At 72.7% G+C, this 20,379-nt stretch carries 21 protein-coding genes; 11 read left to right on the top strand and 10 right to left on the bottom strand.

The genetic code is table 11. The features are described 5' to 3' along the window. Nucleotide 1: 1 nt before the first annotated feature. Complete coding sequence (gene yddG, locus ACFFIC_RS13055; protein WP_377050948.1) at nucleotides 2-844, bottom strand: aromatic amino acid exporter YddG; 843 nt, start codon at nucleotides 842-844, stop codon at nucleotides 2-4. A 30-nt stretch (nucleotides 845-874) separates the two neighbouring features. Between yddG and ACFFIC_RS13060 the strand changes: the two genes are divergently transcribed. Beyond that, the gene (locus tag ACFFIC_RS13060; RefSeq protein WP_377050950.1) at nucleotides 875-1,297 is read left to right on the top strand and encodes a phage holin family protein; all 423 of its coding nucleotides are present in this window, start codon (nucleotides 875-877) and stop codon (nucleotides 1,295-1,297) included. A gap of 84 nt (nucleotides 1,298-1,381) precedes the next feature. On the opposite strand, the gene ACFFIC_RS13065 is transcribed toward ACFFIC_RS13060, so the two are convergent. After that, on the bottom strand, nucleotides 1,382-2,008 hold the full coding sequence (locus ACFFIC_RS13065; RefSeq protein WP_377050951.1) for a YciI family protein: 627 nt from the start codon (nucleotides 2,006-2,008) through the stop codon (nucleotides 1,382-1,384). A gap of 276 nt (nucleotides 2,009-2,284) precedes the next feature. Beyond that, nucleotides 2,285-3,007, bottom strand: coding sequence for an acetoacetyl-CoA reductase (gene phbB / locus ACFFIC_RS13070; RefSeq protein ID WP_377050953.1), 723 nt, complete (start codon nucleotides 3,005-3,007; stop codon nucleotides 2,285-2,287). Between the two features lie 326 nt (nucleotides 3,008-3,333). Between phbB and ACFFIC_RS13075 the strand changes: the two genes are divergently transcribed. After that, nucleotides 3,334-3,522, top strand: coding sequence for a soj family protein (locus tag ACFFIC_RS13075; protein WP_377050955.1), 189 nt, complete (start codon nucleotides 3,334-3,336; stop codon nucleotides 3,520-3,522). A gap of 84 nt (nucleotides 3,523-3,606) precedes the next feature. Here ACFFIC_RS13075 and hemA read toward each other — a convergent pair whose 3' ends face one another. The 4 genes from hemA to ACFFIC_RS13095 all read right to left on the bottom strand — a co-directional run bounded on the left by hemA (nucleotide 3,607) and on the right by ACFFIC_RS13095 (nucleotide 7,774). Further along, nucleotides 3,607-4,839: a 5-aminolevulinate synthase gene (gene hemA, locus ACFFIC_RS13080; RefSeq protein WP_377050957.1), complete on the bottom strand. Its 1,233-nt coding sequence runs from the start codon at nucleotides 4,837-4,839 to the stop codon at nucleotides 3,607-3,609. Between the two features lie 183 nt (nucleotides 4,840-5,022). Next, entirely contained in the window at nucleotides 5,023-6,198 is a 1,176-nt protein-coding gene (locus ACFFIC_RS13085) for an acetyl-CoA C-acetyltransferase (protein WP_377050959.1), read from the bottom strand. A gap of 98 nt (nucleotides 6,199-6,296) precedes the next feature. Then, nucleotides 6,297-7,556, bottom strand: coding sequence for an alpha/beta fold hydrolase (locus tag ACFFIC_RS13090; RefSeq protein ID WP_377050961.1), 1,260 nt, complete (start codon nucleotides 7,554-7,556; stop codon nucleotides 6,297-6,299). Beyond that, on the bottom strand, nucleotides 7,553-7,774 hold the full coding sequence (locus ACFFIC_RS13095; protein WP_377050963.1) for a hypothetical protein: 222 nt from the start codon (nucleotides 7,772-7,774) through the stop codon (nucleotides 7,553-7,555). The genes ACFFIC_RS13090 and ACFFIC_RS13095 overlap by 4 nt, the downstream gene beginning before the upstream one ends. A gap of 706 nt (nucleotides 7,775-8,480) precedes the next feature. Between ACFFIC_RS13095 and phaR the strand changes: the two genes are divergently transcribed. Then, on the top strand, nucleotides 8,481-9,092 hold the full coding sequence (phaR, locus tag ACFFIC_RS13100) for a polyhydroxyalkanoate synthesis repressor PhaR (protein ID WP_377050964.1): 612 nt from the start codon (nucleotides 8,481-8,483) through the stop codon (nucleotides 9,090-9,092). Nucleotides 9,093-9,190: 98 nt separating this feature from the next. On the opposite strand, the gene add is transcribed toward phaR, so the two are convergent. Both add and ACFFIC_RS13110 read right to left on the bottom strand, forming a co-directional pair. Further along, nucleotides 9,191-10,282, bottom strand: a complete 1,092-nt coding sequence (gene add / locus ACFFIC_RS13105) for an adenosine deaminase (RefSeq protein ID WP_377050966.1) — start codon at nucleotides 10,280-10,282, stop codon at nucleotides 9,191-9,193. Continuing rightward, nucleotides 10,282-11,862 carry an ABC transporter substrate-binding protein gene (locus ACFFIC_RS13110; protein ID WP_377050968.1) on the bottom strand — a complete coding sequence of 527 codons (1,581 nt, stop codon included), beginning with the start codon at nucleotides 11,860-11,862 and terminating at the stop codon, nucleotides 10,282-10,284. Before ACFFIC_RS13110 ends, add begins: the two co-directional genes overlap by 1 nt. Before the next feature lie 95 nt (nucleotides 11,863-11,957). Between ACFFIC_RS13110 and ACFFIC_RS13115 the strand changes: the two genes are divergently transcribed. Genes ACFFIC_RS13115 through ACFFIC_RS13125 form a run of 3 tightly spaced genes read left to right on the top strand, consistent with a single transcriptional unit; the run spans nucleotide 11,958 to nucleotide 14,712 of the window. Continuing rightward, nucleotides 11,958-13,391, top strand: coding sequence for a lactate utilization protein B (locus ACFFIC_RS13115; protein WP_377050970.1), 1,434 nt, complete (start codon nucleotides 11,958-11,960; stop codon nucleotides 13,389-13,391). Next, on the top strand, nucleotides 13,388-14,176 hold the full coding sequence (locus ACFFIC_RS13120; RefSeq protein WP_377050972.1) for a LutC/YkgG family protein: 789 nt from the start codon (nucleotides 13,388-13,390) through the stop codon (nucleotides 14,174-14,176). Before ACFFIC_RS13115 ends, ACFFIC_RS13120 begins: the two co-directional genes overlap by 4 nt. Beyond that, a complete protein-coding gene (locus tag ACFFIC_RS13125; RefSeq protein ID WP_377050974.1) occupies nucleotides 14,176-14,712 on the top strand; it encodes a Smr/MutS family protein in 537 nt (178 codons plus the stop codon). The genes ACFFIC_RS13120 and ACFFIC_RS13125 overlap by 1 nt, the downstream gene beginning before the upstream one ends. Nucleotides 14,713-14,725: 13 nt before the next feature. Here ACFFIC_RS13125 and ACFFIC_RS13130 read toward each other — a convergent pair whose 3' ends face one another. After that, nucleotides 14,726-15,049 carry an NIPSNAP family protein gene (locus ACFFIC_RS13130; protein ID WP_377050976.1) on the bottom strand — a complete coding sequence of 108 codons (324 nt, stop codon included), beginning with the start codon at nucleotides 15,047-15,049 and terminating at the stop codon, nucleotides 14,726-14,728. A 73-nt stretch (nucleotides 15,050-15,122) separates the two neighbouring features. Here ACFFIC_RS13130 and ACFFIC_RS13135 point away from each other — a divergent pair, with 73 nt between their 5' ends. The 5 genes from ACFFIC_RS13135 to ACFFIC_RS13155 are packed head-to-tail and all read left to right on the top strand — an operon-like array spanning nucleotide 15,123 to nucleotide 20,327. Further along, on the top strand, nucleotides 15,123-15,845 hold the full coding sequence (locus ACFFIC_RS13135; protein WP_377050978.1) for a FadR/GntR family transcriptional regulator: 723 nt from the start codon (nucleotides 15,123-15,125) through the stop codon (nucleotides 15,843-15,845). Between the two features lie 34 nt (nucleotides 15,846-15,879). After that, the gene (locus ACFFIC_RS13140) at nucleotides 15,880-17,019 is read left to right on the top strand and encodes a mandelate racemase/muconate lactonizing enzyme family protein (RefSeq protein WP_377050980.1); all 1,140 of its coding nucleotides are present in this window, start codon (nucleotides 15,880-15,882) and stop codon (nucleotides 17,017-17,019) included. Between the two features lies 1 nt (nucleotide 17,020). Continuing rightward, on the top strand, nucleotides 17,021-18,019 hold the full coding sequence (locus ACFFIC_RS13145) for a hydroxyacid dehydrogenase (protein ID WP_377050982.1): 999 nt from the start codon (nucleotides 17,021-17,023) through the stop codon (nucleotides 18,017-18,019). Further along, nucleotides 18,016-19,191 (top strand): mandelate racemase/muconate lactonizing enzyme family protein, encoded by a 1,176-nt coding sequence (locus ACFFIC_RS13150; protein WP_377050984.1) that lies wholly within the window; start codon nucleotides 18,016-18,018, stop codon nucleotides 19,189-19,191. Before ACFFIC_RS13145 ends, ACFFIC_RS13150 begins: the two co-directional genes overlap by 4 nt. Beyond that, nucleotides 19,188-20,327 (top strand): mandelate racemase/muconate lactonizing enzyme family protein, encoded by a 1,140-nt coding sequence (locus ACFFIC_RS13155; RefSeq protein WP_377050986.1) that lies wholly within the window; start codon nucleotides 19,188-19,190, stop codon nucleotides 20,325-20,327. The genes ACFFIC_RS13150 and ACFFIC_RS13155 overlap by 4 nt, the downstream gene beginning before the upstream one ends. The last annotated feature ends 52 nt before the right edge of the window (nucleotides 20,328-20,379 follow it).

Consider the following 20,379-nt stretch of genomic DNA (forward strand, 5'->3'; position numbering starts at 1 on the left):
CTCAGCGCCTCGCCGAGGCGGCCAGCCAGCCGCCGCCCACCACCAGGGCCGCCGCCGCCAGCACGCGCGGCCCGGCTTCGCCCTCGCCCGATAGTATAAGGAGAAGGGTGGAGGCGACCGGCACGGCATAGGCGAGGGTGCCGAGCAGGCGGGGGTCGCCGCGCTTCATGCCGACATCCCAGAGAAAGAAGGCCGCGCCGACCGGGCCGAGGCCGAGCAGGAGGGCCGCCGCCCATTCGCGGGGGCTGGGAACCACGGTGGTCTCGAAGGCCAGGTGAGACAGGGCGGCGAGGGCGGCGGAGGCCAGGCAGAAGCCGGCGACGGCCTCGGTGGGGATGGCCGAGAGGCGGCGGGCGGTGACGGAGTAGAGAGCCCAGACCAGGGCGGCCGCGGCGGCGCAGAGGAAGCCGGGCGCGGCGCCGGGTGGGAAGGCCGCGCCGGGACCGACCACGAGGGCGCAGCCGACGAAGCCGAGCAGCACCCCCGCGAGGCGCCGGGGACCGAGATGCAGGCCCAGGATGGGGGCGGAAAAAAGGACGATCAGCAGGGGCCAGAGGTAGTTGATGAGGCTGGCCTCCACCGGCGGCGCCCAGGCGAGGGCCGCGAAGTAGAGGGCGTGGTAGCCGAAGAGGCCGCCCACGCCGTGGGCCCAGGCGATGGGCGGCTGGCGCAGGGCCGAGAGGCCACCGGTGGCCGCGAGCCAGGCGGTGGCAAGGCCGCCGCCGGCGGCGAAGGCCATGGCGGTGACCTGCAGCGGCGGCAGGCCGGCGGCGCCGCGGGCGAGGAGGGCGAGGAAAGCCCAGAGAACGAGCGCGCCGATGCCCGAGGCGGTTGCGCGGCTCACGAAAGGAACTTGGCAACCGGGAGGGGGAGGGTGCGTTGCCCAAGCATCCTGCCGGGGCTTTCCGGCACTGCCTGGGGCGAGGAGTTTGACACGGTGGGCTTCCTGATTCGAACGGTCATCACGGCCGTTGCCTTCTACATCGCAGCGAACGTCGTCACAGGGCTCTACTTCCCGAGCCTGACGAACCTGATCATCGCCGCCATCATCTTCGGCGTGGTGAACGCGGTGATCCGGCCCATCGTGGCCACCATGTCGCTGCCGGTGACCGTGCTGACGCTCGGGTTGTTCACGCTGGTGGTCAACGCGCTGATGCTGGGGCTGACGGCGCTGCTGATGCCGGGGATGCGGATCACCAGCTTCTCGGCGGCCTTCTTCGGCGCGATCATCATCTGGCTGGTGTCGTGGCTGGCGAACAAGCTGGTCGGCGACCGCGTCGGGGCGACGGCACGGTGACGGCGGCCGTCCTGATCGGGGCGGCCCTGGCCACGGCGGCGCTGGCCGCGGCCGGCGCCTTCTCCGCCCCCGCGCCGCGGCCTGTCAGGGCAGGGGGCGGTAAGGCAGGGGCGCGAAACGGGTGAGGTGCCAGGCGGTGTCCTGCCAGACGCCGCCGGTGTTGTAGGGATCGACGGCCCACCAGGCCCTGGCTTCGTCCAGGTCCGGGTGGGCCGTTATCGCGACCGAGCCGACCATGGCGCCGCCCGGGGCATCGAGAATGGCGCCGCCGAGCGCCAGGAGGCCCGATTCGGCGGCGGGGCGTACCCGGGCCAGATGGGCATCACGCACGGAAAGCCGGCGGGCGGGGGCCTGGTCATCCGTGCCGTCGCGGGCGACGGCGACGCTGTGGGTGGGGCGATCCGCCGCCGGGCCACCCGGAAAGGGGCGCCAGGGAAGGGCCGCGATGCGGAAGGGGTGCGACGCGTGGCTCTGCCAGATGCCCTCGCGCCGGAACGGCTCCGCCTCCAGGTAGCGGTCCAGCGCGGAGGTGGCCACGAGCAGGATCGAGCCGCGATAGGTGCCGGCGGCGTCCATCAGCGGCAGGCCGAGGAGGAGGTCCCCGGCGGCGGCCATGGGCGTGAGGAGCGCCAGGTGGGCGGGCCGCACCGCGCCGATGCGCTGCGGGGCATCCGGCGCCGCTTCGGCCAGCACCAGGGTGCATTCGGTCATGGGCTGTTCCTTCCGCGAACAGGCTGGCTTGTCCGGGCGCGCGGGAAAAGGGGCCGGGGAGGCCTTCCCCGGCCACGCCGCGCCTACTTGTTGGTGCGCCCCATCGGCTTCCTGGTTTGCCCGATATGTTCCCGGTCGATGCCGCCCTGGGCGTTGGTGCCGTTGCCAACGTCGCCTTCGTCGGTGTTGTCGGCCTGAAGCACGGTTGGGTCGGTGCCGCGGCCGAAGACGCCTTTAGAGGAGCCGATGCCGGTTCCGCGGCGGCCCCCGATCCCGTCAGTACATGTGCTGGCCGCCATTGATGGAGAGGGTGGAGCCGGTGATGAAGTCGGCCTCGTCGGCGGTGAGGAAGGCGACGCCGCGGGCGATGTCATCCGCCGTGCCGAGGCGGCCGCGGGGAATGCGGGCGATGATCTTCTCGAGCACGTCGGGCGGCACGGCGCGCACCATCTCGGTGTCCACGTAGCCCGGGGCGATGGCGTTGACGGTGATGCTGGCGCGCGCGCCTTCGAGGGCCAGGGCCTTGGTGAAGCCGTGGATGCCGGACTTGGCGGCGGCGTAGTTCACCTGGCCGTACTGGCCGGCCTGGCCGTTGATGGAGCCGATGTTGACGATGCGGCCGAACTTCCGCGCCGACATGCCGTCCCAGACCAGCTTGCAGAGGTTGAAGCAGGAGCCGAGGTTGGTGTCGATCACCTCGTCCCAGGCCTTGCGGTCCATGCGCTTCATGGTGTTGTCGCGCGTGATGCCGGCGTTGTTGACCAGGATCTCCACCGGGCCGACCTCGGCCTCGATCTTCTTCAGGGCGGCGGCGCACTGGTCCCAGTCCGAAACGTCGAACTTGTAGGTCGGGATGCCCGTGCGCTCGGTGAAGGCGTGGGCGGCTTCCTCGTTGCCGGCATAGGAGGCGACGACCGTGCGGCCGTTCTTCTGGAGGTGCTCGCTGATGGCGGCGCCGATGCCGCGCTGGCCGCCGGTGACGAGGGCGATGCGTGCCATTCTTGATACCTTTCGAGGACGTTCGCGGACTGCGCCTTCAAGCTGGGGCAGTCAGGGGCAAGGCATCAAGGGCGCGGCGCGCAAGATCGCACCGCACAAAGCGTTTTTCGAGACACATTCCTGCTGGCGCGGTGCTTCCCCGGCGCTTCATGCGGCGGAACTTCGCGCGGGCGGGGAGGTTCCGCCGGCGGTCGTTCCGGGCCTGTTTTCCTGCGCGGCACGGCGGATTCGAGGCTTTCCGGCGGGAATGCTGGCTTTTTGTCCCCGGGAGGGTGTAGGACGCCGCCGCTTCCGCGGCCATCGCCGCTCTCAAGGACTGCTGCCCCATGGACACCCCGATCGCCGCCGTGCTTTGGCCGGAAGAGGCTGGCCGCGACATGGCCGCGCTGACGCGCCTGATGGAGCACCTGGAGCGGTGCTGCCTGGAGCTGGGCGCGGACGAGGCGGCGGGGCACCTGGCGGAGGCCGCGGCCTGCCTGGCACAGGACCGGGCGCAGCGGCGCATGGCGGCCTGAGGGAAGCTTCTTTCCGCCTGGCCTTTCCGGCGGGCGGTTCGCGATGAAGGGCCGGGGGATTGCTTCCCCCGGCCCTTCGCGCGTTCAGGCCGCCAGCTTCTGGCGGCGCAGGCCCAGGCGGTCCCACACCGTGGCCAGGGCGCCCGCGAGATGGGCGATGGCGGCGTCGTCGTGCAGCGGGGTGGGGGTGATGCGCAGGCGCTCCGTGCCGCGGGGCACGGTGGGGTGGTTGATCGGCTGGATGTAAATGCCGTGCTCGTCGAGCAGCATGTCGCTGGCGGCGCGGCAGAGGGCGGCGTCGCCGACCATCACGGGCACGATGTGGCTCGGGTTCTCCATCACCGGCAGGCCCTGGTCGCGCAGCGCCGCGCGGGTGGCGCGGGCGCGTTCCTGGTGGGCGGTGCGCTCGGCGTCGGACCCCCGGAGGTGGCGGACGCTGGCGAGCGCACCGGCCGCGATGGCGGGGGCGAGGGTGGTGGAGAAGATGAAGCCGGAGGCGAAGGAGCGGATGGCGTCCACCAGGGTGGCGCTGCCGGCGACGTAGCCGCCGCCGACGCCGTAGGCCTTGCCCAGCGTGCCCTCCACCACGTCGATCTCCACGCCGTCCCGCGCCGCGACGCCCGCGCCGCCGGGGCCGTACAGGCCGACGGCGTGGACCTCGTCGATATAGGTCAGCGCGTTGTGGGCGCGGGCGAGTTCGGCGATGGCGCGTATGGGGGCGATGTCGCCGTCCATGGAATAGACGGATTCGAAGGCCACGATCTTGGGGGCCTCGGGCGGGAGTTCCGCGAGAAGCTCGGCCAGGTGGGCGAGGTCGTTGTGGCGGAAGACGCGCTTCGGGCCGCCGCCGTGGCGGATGCCCGCGATCATGGAGGCATGGTTGTCGGCGTCCGACAGGATGGTGCAGCCGGGCAGCAGGCGGGCCAGGGTGGAGAGCGCGGCCTCGTTCGCGGCGTAGCCGGAGGTGAAGACCAGGGCTGCCTGCTTGCCGTGCAGGGCGGCGAGTTCCGCTTCCAGGGCCACGTGGTGGCGGCCGGTGCCGGAGATGTTGCGGGTGCCGCCGGCGCCGGCGCCGTCCTCGCGGATGGCGGCGATCATGGCGTCGCGGACGGCGGGGTGCTGGCCCATGCCGAGATAGTCGTTGGAGCACCAGACGGTGACGGGGCGTCCATCGGCGCGCAGCGCGCCGGGAAAGGCGCCGGGCTGGCGGTGCAGCGTCAGGAAGTGGCGGTAGCGGCCTTCCGCGCGGAGCGTGTCCAGGTGGGCGCCGAGAAGGGCGTCGTAGTCGGGTGTCTTGGGGGACATGGTGGCGGGCATATGGGGGTCTTGCCGTGCCTGATCAGGGTGTTGAAAGGGATCACGGGAACGTATCCACCCGCTGGCCCCTTCGTTTCCACAGGTTTTTCGCGCCGCCAGCCCTCGGTGCGGGTCAGGGGAGCGAAAATGGAAAGGGGAGGCTCTCGCCTCCCCCGGTACCGGCCGCCGTGGGGGCGCCCCGGTTCAGGCGGCCTCGACGCACATGGCGACGCCCATGCCGCCGCCGATGCAGAGGGTGGCGAGGCCCTTCTTCGCGCCCTGGCGCTGCATCTGGAACAGCAGGGTGGTCAGCACGCGGGCGCCCGAGGCCCCGATGGGGTGGCCCAGCGCGATGGCGCCGCCGTTGACGTTCACCTTGGCCGGGTCCCAGCCGAGGTCCTTGTTCACCGCGCAGGCCTGGGCGGCGAAGGCCTCGTTGGCCTCGATGAGGTCGAGGTCGGCGATGCTCCAGCCGGCCTTCTCCAGCGCGCGGCGGGAGGCGGGGATGGGACCGGTGCCCATGATGGAGGGATCGACGCCCGCGGTGGCCCAGGACACGATGCGGGCCATCGGCGTCACGCCGCGGCGGGAGGCCTCCGAGCCGCTCATGACCAGGATGGCGGCCGCGCCGTCGTTGATGCCCGATGCGTTGCCGGCGGTAACGGAGCCTTCCTTGGAAAAGGCGGGGCGGAGCTTCTGGAGGATCTCCAGCGTGGTCTCGGGCTTGGGATACTCGTCGTTCTCGAAGACGGTCTCGCCCTTGCGGCCCTTCACGGCGACGGGGGCGATCTCGTCCCTGAAGCGGCCGGCCTTCATGGCCTCGCCGGCCTTGCGCTGGGAGGCGGCCGCGAACTCGTCCTGCTGCTCGCGCGTGATCTGGAACTTCTGGGCCACGTTCTCGGCGGTGTTGCCCATGTGGTAGCCGTGGAAGGCGTCCCAGAGGCCGTCCCGGATCATGGTGTCGACCATGGCGAGGTCGCCCATCTTCTGCCCGGCGCGGAGCTGGGCGGCGTGGGGCGCCTGGGTCATGCTTTCCTGGCCGCCGGCCATGACGATCTTCGCGTCGCCCGTCGCGATCTGCTGGGCGGCGAGCGCCACCGTGCGCAGGCCCGAGCCGCAGAGCTGGTTGATGCCGAAGGCGGTGCGCTCCACCGGGATGCCCGCGAGGATGGCGGCCTGGCGGGCGGGGTTCTGGCCGGCGCCGGCGGCGAGCACCTGGCCCAGGATCACCTCGTCCACCTCCTCGGCGGAAACCTTGGCGCGCTCCATGGCGGCCTTGATGGCGATGGCGCCGAGCTGGTGGGCGGGCAGGGTGGCGAAGGCGCCGTTGAAGCTGCCGACGGGGGTGCGGGCGGCGGAGGCGATGACGATGTCGTCCATGGTGGCGGTCCTCTTGGTTCCCTTGGGGGCGTTCTGGTTGGGGGGATGCTGCGCGGGCGCGGGAGGATGCGCAATCCCGGGGGAGGCGGGGCTGGTCTTCAGGTGGGGCGCGGCGGGGCCGCGATCCAGTCGCGCAGGGGGCGCCAGAGCACGGCCCCGGCCTTCATGCCGGCGGCCATGCCGATATGGCCGGCCGCCACGTCCAGCACCGTGGCCTGGGGCAGGCGGGCGGCGAGCGCGCGGGCGCTTTCGGGGGGGACGATGCGGTCGCCGCGCGGGATGGCCAGGAAGGCGGGGCCGCGCCAGGCGGCGGGGTCCACCGCCTGGCCGGCGATGCGCCATTCACCGGCCATGGGCGTGTTGGCGCCGTACCAGCCGCCGAGGCATTCGCGGGCCACGGGGGCGGGCAGGGGGATGCCGTCGTTCAGCCAGTCCTCCAGCGCCACGAAATGGGCGGCGCGGGGGGAGGTGGGGTCGAGGCGGGCGAAGGCGCGGAACTTCCGGGCGATGCCGAACGGGTCGAGCCCGGCGAAAAGAAGCTGGAGGATGTCCACGGGCAGGCCGCCGGTCGCGGCCATGGCCGGTTCCAGCGCGGGGAGAAGGCTGGCGGTGGAGCGGGCCTGGGCCTCGGCGCCGCCCGCGTGGAAGTCCCAGGGCGTGGCGAGCAGCACGAGGGCGCGGACCAGCTCGGGGCGGCGGATGGCGGCCGCCAGCGCCAGCAGGCCGCCCATGCAGTAGCCGGCCAGGGTGACCGGCCCCCCGGCCGCGCGGGCGGCGGCGGCGAGGGCGCGTTCCAGGCGGCCGGCGATGAAATCCGTGAGGGAGAAGTCGTGCTCGGCCCGGCCGGGCTCGCCCCAGTCCAGCAGGAGGGGGCGCAGGCCCTCATCCGCCAGCCAGCGGAGCATGGAATGGCCGGGCATGAGGTCCAGCACGGTGGCGCGGTTGATCAGGGAGGGAACAAAAAGGGTGGCCGGGCCCTGGCCGCCGTAATCAAGCAGGCGGGCGGGCCCTTCCGCCCAGAGAGTGGGGCGCGCGGGCAGGTCGCGGCGCCAGGGGTGGTCGCGGTAGGCGGCGATGCCGCGGATCAGCGCGGCGTCGTCCTGCCAGAGGCGCTGGAGCACGGCGGCGCGAAAGGCCTCAGGGTCGGCGGCGCCGGCGAGCTGGTCCAGGATCCGGCGGTGTTCCGCCCGGGCCTCCGGCAAGCGCGGCGCGAAGCCCGGCCAGCTCGCGCTCCAGGGATTCGAGGCGGGATTGGAGGTCCCGGCCGGTGGGTGGGGAATGGAGGCCGTCGCCAGCCAGGCCCGGCCCATGGCCAGGGTCAGGTGCGCCGGGAGGGGGCGCGGGCCGCGGCGGGTCATGCGGGGGCTCCTGGCTTGGGGCGGGGGCCTGTGGGGGCGTGGCCGGCGGGGCGGCGCTCGGCGGGGCCGGAGAGAGTTGGGGCGCGGGCCAGGGCGGGGCGGGCCAGGGGGGCGGGGGCCAGCCCTGCGGTGGCCCGGAGAAGGACCAGGCAGGAGGCTGGACGGAAGCGGGCCAGGGCGCGGGCGGCGCGGGCCATGCCGGGCCGGGCATCGGCCAAGGGGAGGGCATGGATTGCGGCGGGGTGCCGGGCATGGGCCAGTGCTGGGGAGACCAGGGCTGGGGAGGCCAGGGCTGGGGAGGCCAGGGCTGGGGCGGCCAGGGCTGGGTCGGCCAGGATTGCAGCGCCCAGGGCTGGGCGGCGAGGTTGCGGGCGGACTCGGCCCACTGGCGGGTGAGGGCGGAGGCGGCTGCTGCGGCGGCGACAACAAGGCTGGGGTCGGTCGCCATGGCCGCCATCTCGCCCTGCCAGAGCGAGATCCAATCGGCGGCCAGGCGGGCGAGGTCCGGGGTTTCCGGGGCGTCCGGACCGGGCTGGGCACCGGGTGGCGGGGGGGGCGCCCCCTGGTCCGGGACGGCCGCACCTGCCGCGTCCGGGCCCGCTTTCCCCGGGACTTTGCCGTCCGACCCGTCCATGCATTCCCCGGTTGGCATTCCTGATCCCGGCTCGGCCGCCGCTGCGCCCTCGCGCGATCCGGCCGGCGCGCGACGCGGTTATGCGCCCGCGGCGCGATCCGATCCAGGCGTGCGGGCCCGCCACGGCCCGGGCCGCGCAGCCCCGGCGCGGCGGCCGGGGGATCGGCGGTGCAACATCTTTTGCATTGCGGCGCAGCGGGGCTAGCATTGCCCATCCCGGCCCGGGACCGCGGCTTGCCGCACCCGGGCGCCAGTCAGACCCGGTGCGACCGGGAGAGGAAGACCGGACCATGGCCCAGACCGCCGCTCCGCAGGATGCGGCAGCCGAGACCCCGCCCCGCCCGCCTGTTGTGGTGAAGAAGTATGCGAACCGGCGGCTCTACAACACCGAGACCTCCTCCTATGTCACGCTGGAGGACCTGGCGGGCATGGTCCGGCAGAAGCGCGACTTCACCGTGTCCGATGCCAAGACGGGGGAGGACATCACCCGCTCCGTGCTGACGCAGATCATCGTGGAGGAGGAGAGCAAGGGCACCAACCTGCTGCCGATCCCCTTTCTGCGGCAGTTGATCGGGCTTTACGGCGACAGCCTGCAATCGGTGGTGCCGCGCTACCTCGAGGCCACGATGGGCACCTTTGCCCGCCAGCAGGAGGGGATGCGGCGCGCGGCGCAGGATGCCGTGGGGTCCGCCATGGGGGGGTTCAACGCCTTTTCCTCCTTCGAGGAAATGGGCAAGCAGAACCTGGCCATGCTGGAGCGGGCGATGAGCCTGTTCACGCCCTTCCCCAGGCCGGTGGGCAGCGCGGGACCGGCGCAGCCCGGGGACGAGATGCAGGCGATGCGCGAGGAGATCGCGCGGCTCCGGCAGGAACTGGCGACGCTGAAGGGCGGCGCCGGCTGAGGCGGCGCCGTTCCGGCCCCGGGCTGCGCTCCGCCGCCTGAGGCCTGGCCCGGAACGGCGGCCGGGAAGCCCGGCCGCCCGTGCACCGTGCGCCGGGTTCAGTTCCAGGCCGGGCGCGGCCTCTCGATCGCGAGGTCGAGGGCAGGGCCGCCAAGGTCGAGCGCGGGTTCCAGCCGGTCCAGCGCGGCCTCGAACTCGGCGCGGAGGGCGGATTTGCGCCCGGGCGGGAGCCAGCTCGCCTCCACGCCCGCGAGGCTGAGGCGCCGGGCCTCGGCGGGACCCCAGCCGTTGGCGGCGAAGATGGTGCGCCAGGAATGGCCCATGGTGGTGGCGAACATCGTGGGGTCGTCGGTGCCGAGGACGATGTTGAGCCCGGCCTCGAACATCCGGCGGATTCGCTGCTGGCGGGGGACGCGGTTCGGCAGGATCGAGGACCAGCAGGCCATGGTGAAGGGCGTGCCCTCGCGGGCCATGCGGGCGGTGATCTCGGGGTCGGCCAGCATGTTGTAGCCGTGGTCCAGCCGGTCGCAGCCCAGCGCGTCGCGGCAATGGGTGATGTGGCTGGGCGGGCCCTCGAAGAGGGTCTGGTTGTCCTCGCAGACATGGGCGGTGCGGCGCAGGCCCATGCGGCCGGCGCGGCGCCAGGCCTCGACCCAGACCAGCGGCGGACCGGCGCGCTCGGCGCCGTCGAGGCCGATGCCGACGACGCGCGGGTGGGGGTGGGCCGTGATCCAGTCGAGCATCTGCAGGGATTCGCTGGGCAGGCAGGTGCTGCGGTCGATGCAGGCGATCAGGAGGGAGGAGACGCCGAAGTCGCGCTCCGCCCGCTCCAGCCCGGCGGCGAGGCCGTCGGCGATCAGCGGATAGGTGGCGCCGTTGGGCGTGTAGTAGTGCGGGTTGAAGAAGATCTCCACGTGGCGGGCGTTGCCGTGGCGGTGCATGTCCTCGATGCACTCGTAGGCGACGCGCTCGAAGTCCTCGCGCCGCCGGACGGCGAGGGCGCCGAGGCGGAGGACCTCGAGGAAGCCGTAGAAGTCCTCCCACTGGTAGAGCGTTTTGGCGGGGCGGGGGAGGCGGACGCCGTTGGCGGTTGCGATCCCGGCCAGGGTCGTCGCGCGCATGGCGCCGGCGATGTGGCAGTGCAGCTCGACCTTGGGGACGAGGTCGAGCCAGTCGGAGACGTTGAGCATCAGCGGGCGCGCCGGATGTTCCAGAGGAACATGGCGGGGCCGGTGGGCACCTCCGCCAGCTCCGCCCGCCAGGCGGAGGCGGCGGTGAACTGGCCCAGCGGCATGTAGAAGCCCTGCTCGGCGGCGCGGCGGTGGATGCTCTCGGCCAGGGTCTTGCGCTCCGCTTCCGTGGAGGCGGCGGCGAAGGCGGCGCGGCCGGCCTGGACCTCCTCGTCCTTCGGCCATCCGGCGAAGCCGTTCGGGGCGCCGGCGGCCTCCATGTAGGAGTTCTGAAGCGGGGTCTGCATGTCCGGCACGGTGGCGGTGGTGTGGAAGAGGTTCCAGCCCTCCGGCCGGGCGCGGCGGCCGAAGAAGGTGTTCAGGTCCATGCTCTGGAGATCGACGTTGAAGCCGAGCTTCGTCAGCAGGTCCTGGGTGACGAGGCCCAGCGCCGCGATGCCCGGCGCGTCGGCGGGGTGGATGATGACCACGGGGCGGGAAAGGTCGGTGCCGGCCTCGCGCAGCATCCGGCGGGCGCCCTCGAGGTCCGGCTTCAGGGGCATGCCGGCGGTGGTCTCGTAGGGGGTGCCGCAACCCAGCATCGAGCGGCATTCGCGCATGTATTCGGGGCGGCCGGCGACGCCCGGCAGGTGGTCCATCTGGTCCACCGCCGTCATGACGGCGCGGCGGACGCGCACGTCGTCGAAGGGCGGCAGGAGGTGGTTGAAGCGCAGCACGCCCTGGTAGCCGAAGGGGGAGACGACCTGGACGCGGACGGCGCGGTTGCGCTCCAGGATCGGAAGGACGTCGGCGGGGAGGCGTTCGAGGTAGTCCACCTCGCCGGTCGAGAGGGCGCTGACCTGGGAGGAAACGTCGGGCATGGCGATCAGCTCGACGCGCTCGAAGGTGGGGCGCTTGCCGCCGGAGGCCCAGACGGAGGGCTCGGGGCGGGGGCGGTAGGCCTCGTTCCGGACGAGCACGATGCGGTCGCCGGGCCGGTACTCGCCGGCCACGAACCTGTAGGGGCCGGAGCCGATGGGTTCGGTGACGGGGCGGCTGGCGGGCGTTTCGGCCAGGCGCTTCGGCATGATCATGGGCACCATGGCGCCGGGCTTGGCGAGCGCCTGGAGGACCAGTCCGAAGGGCTGCTTCAGGCGGAGGCGGAGGGTGCGCTGATCCGGGGCATCCAGGGTTTCGGCCGCGCGCAGCATGACGCTGCCCAGCGCGTCCCGCTGGGCCCAGCGGCGGAGGCTGGCGGCGCAGTCCTCGGCGGTGACGGGGGTGCCGTCGTGAAAGGCGAGGCCTTCGCGGAGGATGAAGCGCCATTCCATGCCGTCCGCGCTGGTTTCCCAGCGCTCGGCCATCTGGGGGGTGGGTTCCCAGCGGTCGTTCACGGCGAGCAGGGTGTCGTAGACGAGGTAGGCGAAGTCCCGCGTGGTGAAGCTGGTGGTGAAATGCGGGTCGAGGATGGTGGTCAGCGTTTCCGGGACCACGCGCAGGGTTGCGGCGCGGGCGGGGCCGGATTGGGCGCGGGCGAGGCCGGGAAGGAGGGCGGGGGCGGCCAGGAGGGGGGTGGCGGCGAGGAGGGAGCGACGGTGCATGGGGACTTTCGCGGGCTTGGTTCCGGAGGGGGCAGGCAAGACTTGCACCAGGGCCGGCCATTTCGCGGAATGGGAGGGCGCACTAGATTGGGGGTATGGTCGCCCTCACCTCCCCTGACTTCAAGCGCCGCGCCGACCGTGCCATGGCCGATCCGCGGTTGCAGACGGCCCTCAAGCGCGGGGGATCGGGGTTTCACTCGAAACGGGCGCAGGCCACCGCGGCGCTGCCGGAGTTCGAGCGGCTGCGCGACATCGGGCGCGACATCAAGAACCACACGCTGGCCAACCTCGACCATTACCTGGAGGTGTTCGAGCGCAACGTGATCGCCAATGGCGGGCAGGTGCACTGGTGTGCCGACGCGGCGGAGGCGCGGGAAACGGTGCTGCGGATCTGCCAGGAGGCGGATGCCCGGACGGTGACCAAGGGCAAGTCCATGATCTCCGAGGAGATCGGGGTGAACGAGCACCTTTCGGCGCACGGGATCGTGCCGGTGGAGACGGACCTCGGGGAATACATCCTGCAGCTGGTGGACGAGCCGCCCTCCCACATCATCGCCCCGGCCTTTCACCTGAACCGGGAGGACTGGGAGGAGCGGTTCCGGGCAGCGCACACGGACCTGCCGCGCGACCGGGTGTTCCATGACCGGCGCGACATCATGGCGGAGGCGCGGGGCAAGCTGCGGGAGCGCTTCCTGGCCGCCGATGTCGGGATCACCGGGGCGAACTTCCTGATCGCGGAAACCGGTTCCTCCGTGATCGTGACCAACGAGGGCAACGGGGACCTGACGCAGACCCTGCCGCGCGTGCACATCGCGCTGGCCTCCATCGAGAAGGTGGTGCCGACGCTGGAGGACTGCACCTCCCTGCTGCGGCTGCTGGCGCGCTCGGCCACGGGGCAGGATTTTTCCGTCTACACCACGTTTTCCACGGGCGTGCGCCGCGCGCGCGACCTGGACGGGCCGGAGGCCTACCACGTGGTGCTGATCGACAACGGCCGGTCCAACATGGTGGGCACGGACTTCCACGAGATGCTGCGCTGCATCCGCTGCGCCGCCTGCATGAACCACTGCCCGGTCTATGGCGTGACGGGCGGGCATGCCTATGGCTGGGTTTACCCGGGGCCGATGGGGTCGGTGCTGACGCCCTCCCTGGTGGGGGTGGAGAAGTCGGGGCACCTGCCCAACGCCTCCACCTTCTGCGGGCGCTGCGAGAGCGTGTGCCCGGTGAAGATCCCGCTGCCCAAGCTGATGCGGCACTGGCGGGAGCGGGAGTTCGAGCGGCATCTCACGCCATCGGCCATCCGGAGCGGGCTGAATGTCTGGGGGTGGTTCGCGCGGCGTCCGGGCTGGTACCGGGCGGCGTCGCGCCTGGGGATGGGGGCGCTGGCCCTGCTGGGGCGGGGGCGCGGGCGGTTCCGCAGCCTGCCGCTGGCGGGCGGCTGGACCGAGGGGCGGGACCTGCCGGCGCCGGAGCCGGGGGGGACCTTCATGGCCCGCTACGCGGCGGCGCAGCGCAGGGGGCGGCGATGAGCAGCCGCGAGAACATCCTCAACGGCATCCGCCGCGGCCTCCGCCGCGGGCCGCTGCCGGCGGACCAGCGCGCCATGCTGGACGGGCGGCTGGCGACGCATCCGCGCCACCTGATCCCCGCGCGGTCCCGCGTGTCGCGGCCGGAGCAGATCGCGCTGTTCGTGCGGAACGTGGAGAAGGAGTTCGGCACGGTGGAGCGGGTGCCGGACGCGGCATCGGTGCCGGCGGCGGTGGCGGACTACTTGGCCGCCCAGAACCTGGCGCCCCGCTTCGCGATGGCGCCGCATCCGGAGCTTCTTTCGCTGCCCTGGGGCGAGCGGCCGATGCTGGAATTCGAGGCACGGCGGGCGCGGGGGGATGATGCGGCGTCGGTGCAGCACGCCTGGGCGGGGGTGGCGGAAACGGGGACGCTGCTGTTTCCCTCCGACCCCTCGCGCCCGACCACGCTGAACCTTTTGCCCGAAACGGAGATCGCGGTGATCCGGTCCTCGGCCATCGTGGGCGCCTATGAGGAGGCCTGGGACCGGTTGCGGGCGGAGCGGGGCGGGGCCGAGCCCTCGGGCGGGTTCATGCCGCGCAACATCATGTTCGTGACGGGGCCCTCGCGCTCGGCGGATATCGAGCAGACGCTGGAGCTGGGGGCGCATGGGCCGCGCCGGCTGCACGTGGTGCTGGTGGAGGACGAGGCGGCGGCGCGCGACGCGCTGTCGGATGGCGACCCGCGGCCGGAGGCGGCGCGCGAGCCCGTGGCGCGCCCCGGGCAGATCGCCAACCCGGCGGATTGATGGCGCGCAAGGCCCGCAGCGTTGCGGCGTCCGAGCGCGCGCTCTGGCATGCCTATCTCAGCCTGAACGCGGTGGAGGCGCTGCCCGGCCGCGACGCACCGCCGCCGCCCGTGCCCCCCGCCGCGCCGGAGCCGGTGCCCGCCGCCGCGCCGGTGCACGCGCCGGCGCGGCCGGCCAAGCCCGCGACGGTGCCGCTGGTCTCGGTGGGGCACCCTGGGGCGGGGCTGGACGAGAAGCGCTGGCGCGACCTGCGCCGCGGCAAGACCCGGCCCGAGCGGACGCTGGACCTGCACGGGCGCCGGGCGGAGGAGGCGCATGGCGCGACCATGGCCTTTCTGCGCGCCGCCCATGCGGACGGGCTGCGCTGCGTGGCCATCGTGACCGGCAAGGGCGCGGGGGAAGGGGGCGTGCTGCGGCGGGAACTGCCGCACTGGCTGAACCTGCCCTCGCTGCGGCCGCTGATCCTGGGCGCGGCGCATCCGCACCGGGCGAACACCGGGGCGGTGCACCTGCTGCTGCGCCGCCGCCGGGGATAGGGGTTTCCCCGGGCTATTCCTGCCAGGTGACGCGCATGAAGGGCGCGGGCGTGAGGAGCTTGTTCTCCTGCGTCAGCACCATGGGGCGCACCTTGGCGGCATAGGCGCGCCAGGCCGGGTCGGCCAGGAGGCGGGCGCGGCGTTCCGTGCGCTCGGCGAGGTTCTGGTAGGCCCATAGGTGGACCACCTGGTTCAGCGGGCCGAACTCGGTGGCGTAGTAGCCGACCATGCGGCCCAGGATGGGCTTCTGGATGGCCATGCCCTCGGCCTCGTAGGCCGCGAGGTAGGCGGCGGCCTGACCGGCCTGCAGCGTGTAGATCCGTTCCTCGACGATCATCCGTGTCCTCCTGGGCGGAAGGCGCTTGCGCCTTCGCCTTGTTTGGTCCTACCAATTTGGTATGACCAATTCGATGGCCCGTCAAAAGGGAGTTCCGGACGAGCGGGCGAACCTGATCGGCCGGCTGCTGCCCTTCATCGCGCACCGGCGGCTGGAGGCGGGGGACCGGCTGCCCTCCGAGCGGGAACTGGCGGAGCGCTTCGCCGTGGGACGGGGCGCGGTGCGGGAGGCGCTGGCCGTGCTGGAAACGCTGCGCCTGGTGGAGCGGCGGCCGAATTCGGGCATCTACCTGCGGCCCGCGGAGAAGCAGGGCTCGATCGAGGCCATCGTGCTGCAGGCCGAGCTGGGCATCCCGCTGACCGAGGCGGAGGTGCGGGAGGTGGTGGAGCTGCGCCGCATCCTGGAGATGCAGGCGGTGCGGCTGGCCGCCGAGCGGCGCGCGGCGGAGGATGTCGGGCGCCTCGATGAGATCCTCGCCGCGACGGACCGTGCGATCGCGGCCGGCGAGAACCCGGCGGACCATGACGCCGCCTTTCACCTCGCGGTGGTGGAGGCAACGGGGAACCACGTGTTCCTGCGGGTGGTGAACGCCTTCTACCTGATGTCGCGCAACCGGCGCCGTGCCTACTTCGCGGACGGCACGCGCGCGCCGCTTTCGCAGAGCCAGCACCGGGCGATGCGGGACGCGGTGGCGGACGGTGACGCGGAGCGCGCGGAAGCGGCCATGGGCGGGCATCTGCGGGGCGTGGAGAGCTACTGGATCGAGTTGCTGGAACGGCGGGCACGCGGCGACTGAAGCGGCGGCACGCGCGGAGGAAACAAGGAAGACGATGAAAGTCACAGATGTCATCACCCACGTCCTGCAATCGAAGGTGGAGCAGCCCTTCACCTCCGCGCGCGGCTGGCTCTACACGACGCGCGCCTCCTGCATCGTGGAGATCCGCACCGACGAGGGGATCACCGGCTGGGGCGAGTGCTACGGCCCGGCGATGGTGAACAAGACCATCATCGACACGCAGTACCGCGCGCGGGTGATCGGGCGCGATCCCTTCGACGTGGAGGTGGTCTGGGAGGACCTCTACAACCGCATCAAGGATTACGGGCTGACCGGCATGACCATCGCGGCGCTGTCGGGCATCGACATCGCGCTGTGGGACATCATGGGCCGCGCGGTGGGCAAGCCCATCCACAAGCTGATCGGCGGCGCGCACCGGACGGAGGTGCAGGCCTATGCCACCGGCCTCTACTTCATCGACATGGACCGGCTGGTCGAGGAAGCGGTGGAGGAGGCGGAGGACTACGCGGCGCAGGGATTCCGCGCCATCAAGATGAAGATCGGGCTGGGCGACCCCAAGCTGGACCTGCGGCGCGTGGCCGCCGTGCGAAAGGCGATCGGGCCGGACGTGAAGCTGGCGGTGGACGCCAACCACTGCTTCACCGTGCCCCAGGCCATCCGGCTGGGGCGCGCGATGGAGGAGCACGACATCCTCTGGTTCGAGGAGCCGATCAGCCCCGAGGACCATGACGGCTACGTCGAGGTCACGCGCGCGCTCGACATGGCCGTCGCCGGCGGCGAGAACGACTTCACGCGCTGGGGATTCCGCGACGTGATCGCGCGCAAGGCGATGGACATCGTGCAGCCCGACGTCTGCGCGGCGGGCGGCATCAGCGAGTGCCGCAAGATCGCCGCCATGGCCTCGGCCCACGGGGTGGAATGCGTGCCGCATGCCTGGGGATCGGCGATCGGGCTGGCGGCCACCGTGCAGTTCCTGGCGGCCCTGCCGGACACGCCCCCGGCCTTCCGGCCGATGCCGCCGATGCTGGAGTTCGAGCAGACGCCGAACCCGCTGCGCGACCACCTGGCGCGCGACCCCATCGTGCAGCGCGCGGGCATCGTGCGCGTGCCGGACGGGCCGGGGCTGGGCATCGAGGTCGATCCCGCCATCCTCACGCAATACAAGGTGGCCTGAGATGCTGGTCGCGCTGACCGACCCCATGGACCCCGCGGGCGAGGCCATCCTGCGCGCCGCCGGGCATCAGGTCGAATTGCCGGGCGCCGGGGGGCTGGACGCGCTGCTGGCGCGGGCGGATGCCGTGGTGGTGCGGCGCAGGCTGCCCGACGACCTTTCCGCCCGCGCGCCGCGCCTGCTTGCCGCCGTGCGGCAGGGCGTGGGGCTGGACATGATCCCGGTGGAGGACTGCACGGCGCACGCGGTGCTGGTGGCCAACGTGCCCGGCGCCAACGCGGATTCGGTGGCGGAGTTCGTGATCGGCCAGATGCTGTCCGCCGCGCGCCGCGTGGAGACGATGCACGCGGCGCTGCTTTCGACGGGCTGGGACAGGTCGCGCGCGCGGACCGCGGAGGCCTTCGAGCTGCGCGGGCGCACGCTGGGCATCGTCGGCATCGGGGCGGTGGGGGCGCGGCTGGGGGAGATCGCGTCCGCCGGGTTCCGGATGCGCGTGCTGGGGCACCGGCGCGGCGATGCGGCCATGCCCGGCGGCATCGAGAGGGTGGAGCTGGACGCGCTGTTCGCGGAGAGCGACTTCATTGCCCTGGCCTGCCCGCTGACGCCCGAGACGCGCGGGCTGGCCTCGGCCGCGCGCATCGCGCGCATGAAGCCGGGGGCCTGGCTGCTCAACGTGGCGCGCGGGCCGGTGGTGGACGGCGAGGCGCTGCTGGACGCGCTGCGCGCGGGGCGCATCGGCGGCGCGGCGCTGGACGTGTTCGACGTGCAGCCGCTGGACGCCGGGCATCCCTTGCGCGCCCTGCCCAACGTCATCCTCACGCCCCACGCGGCGGGGCTGAGCGGCGAGGCGATGGTGCGCATGAGCGTCGGCGCCGCCGGGGAGGTGGTGCGCATCCTGGCCGGGGAGCGCCCGCGGTCCTTCATCAACCCGGAGGCCTGGGAGGCGTCGCGCGCGAAGCGGATTGCCCTGGGCCATCCCGCCGCCGAGGTGCTGCCCGCATGAGGATCGCCCGCGTTCACGCCACCTGGTGCCGCGTGCCCATTCCCTATGAGCGCCAGCACACGAGCGACTTCGGCCGCGTGCCGACCTTTGATTCCGTCATCGTCCGCGTGGAGACGGCGTGCGGCATCACGGGCTGGGGCGAGGCCAAGGCGGGGGTGGGGAGTGCGGCCGCCTGCGCGGGGCTGGCGGCCATCATCAACGACGACTACGCGCCGCTGCTGCTCGGGCAGGACCCGCGCGACATCTCGCGCCTGTGGGACGTGATGTACAACACGCCGCGCGAGGGATACGCGGTGGCCGGCGGCTACGCGCTGCCGCAGGTGGGGCGGCGCGGGTTGTCCATCTCCGCGATCGCGGGCGTGGACGTCGCGCTGTGGGACATTCTGGGCAAGTCGCTGGGCGTGCCGGTCTGGCGGCTGCTGGGGGGGCGGCGCCTGGAGCGGATGCCGGCCTATGCCTCGGGCGGCTGGGCGGATGCGGCCAACATCGGCGCGCAGTTGCAGGGTTACTGCGACAAGGCCGGGTTCCGCGCGGTGAAGATGCGCGTGGGGGTGATGGACGGCTCCCCCGCGCGCTCGGCGGCGCGGGTGCGGGCGGCGCGCGAGGCGCTGGGGCCCGACATCCGGCTGATGGCGGACGCGCACGGCACCTGGACGGTGGCGGAGGCGCGGGCCTTCGCGCGCATGGTGGAGGACTGCGACCTCTTCTGGTTCGAGGAGCCGGTGAGCGCGGACGACAAGGCGGGGATGGCGGAGGTGCGGCGCTCCTCCTCCGTGCCCATCAGCGCGGGGGAGAGCGAGTTCACGCGGCACGACTTCCGCGAGATCTGCGAGCTTCGCGCGGCGGACGTGCTGCAACCGGACCTCGCGATCGCGGGCGGGCTGACGGAGGGGTTGCGCATCTCGGCCCTGGCCTCGGCCTTCAACCTGCGGCTGGCGCCGCACCTGTGGTCGGGCGCGCCGGCCTTCGCGGCGGGGATGCACCTGGCGGCGACGCAGAGCGCGGGCTTCATCCTGGAATACTCGCTCGGCCACAACCCGATGCTGCACGACCTGATCGAGGAGGACTTCCCGGTGGAGGACGGGCATGTCGCCATCCCCGACAGGCCGGGGCTGGGGATCACCGTGCGGGAGAGCTTCCTGGAGCAGTACGGGCAGGGAGGTCGGGCATGAGGATCGCGTCGGTCGAGGCCTTCCCGACCTCCTTTCCCGTGCCGGAGGGCGGCGGCGTCGCGCTCGGCGTCGGGCGCGCGGTGAAGCGGGATGCGGTGGTGGTGAAGGTGACCACCGAGAGCGGCCTGGTGGGATGGGGGGAGAGCCATCACGGGCGCGCGCACACGGCGGTCGCCGCCCTGTTGCAGACGACGCTGCGGCGGCTGGTGGTGGGGATGGAGGCCACGGACACCACGGGCGTGTGGAACCGCATCTATCGCGGGCAGCTGGCCAGCCACGGCATGGGGGCGGGCTGCGCGCTCGCCATGTCGGGGCTGGACATGGCGCTGTGGGACATCCGCGCGAAGGCGGTGGGCTGGCCGCTGTATCGCCTGCTGGGCGGCGCGGCGCGCGCGGTGCCCGCCTATGCCGGCGGCGTGGCGCTGGGCTACCAGCCGCCGGAGGCGCTGGTGGAGGAGGCGCGGCCGCTGATCGAGGCGGGATACCGCGCGGTGAAGCTGCGGATCGGCGACACGGTGCCGGACGACGTCGCGCGGATGGAGGCGGTGCGCCGCGCCTTCGGGGCGGGGATCGACATCCTCGCGGATGCCAACACCGCCTATTCGCTTTCCGACGTGCGGCGGGTGATGCCGGCGATGGACGCGCTTTCCATGGGCTGGCTGGAGGAGCCGTTTCCGCCGCACGACCGCCGTGCCTATCGCGAGGCGCGGAGCTATGGCCGCACGCCGCTGGCGGTGGGGGAGAACCACTTCACCCGCTTCGAGTTCGCGCCGCTGCTGGAGGACGACAGCATCGCGATCTGGCAGCCCGACCTTTCCAAGTGCGGGGGGATCACGGAGGCGCTGCGGATCGCGGCCATCGCCTCTGCGCACAAGATCCCCGTGCATCCGCACAGCTCCATGACCGGGCTGAACCAGGCGGCGACGATCCATTTCCTCTGCGCCATCGACAACCCCGGCTATTTCGAGGCCGACGTGTCGCGCGCCAACCTGTTCCGCGACGCGCTGGTGAGCACGCCCTGGCAGCTTGGCGCGGATGGCTGCGTGCGGCCGAACGAGGCGCCCGGCATCGGCGTCGAGGTCGACGAGGACTGGCTGCGGGCCCACCCCGCGATCGAGGGCCCCGGCTACGTCTGAACCCCAACCCTGAGACGACCGCCCCGGCACGAGGGCGGCGCGAAGCACAAGG

It is taken from the genome of Muricoccus vinaceus, from assembly GCF_042433125.1.
Classification (GTDB): Bacteria; Pseudomonadota; Alphaproteobacteria; order Acetobacterales; family Acetobacteraceae; genus Roseomonas; species Roseomonas vinacea.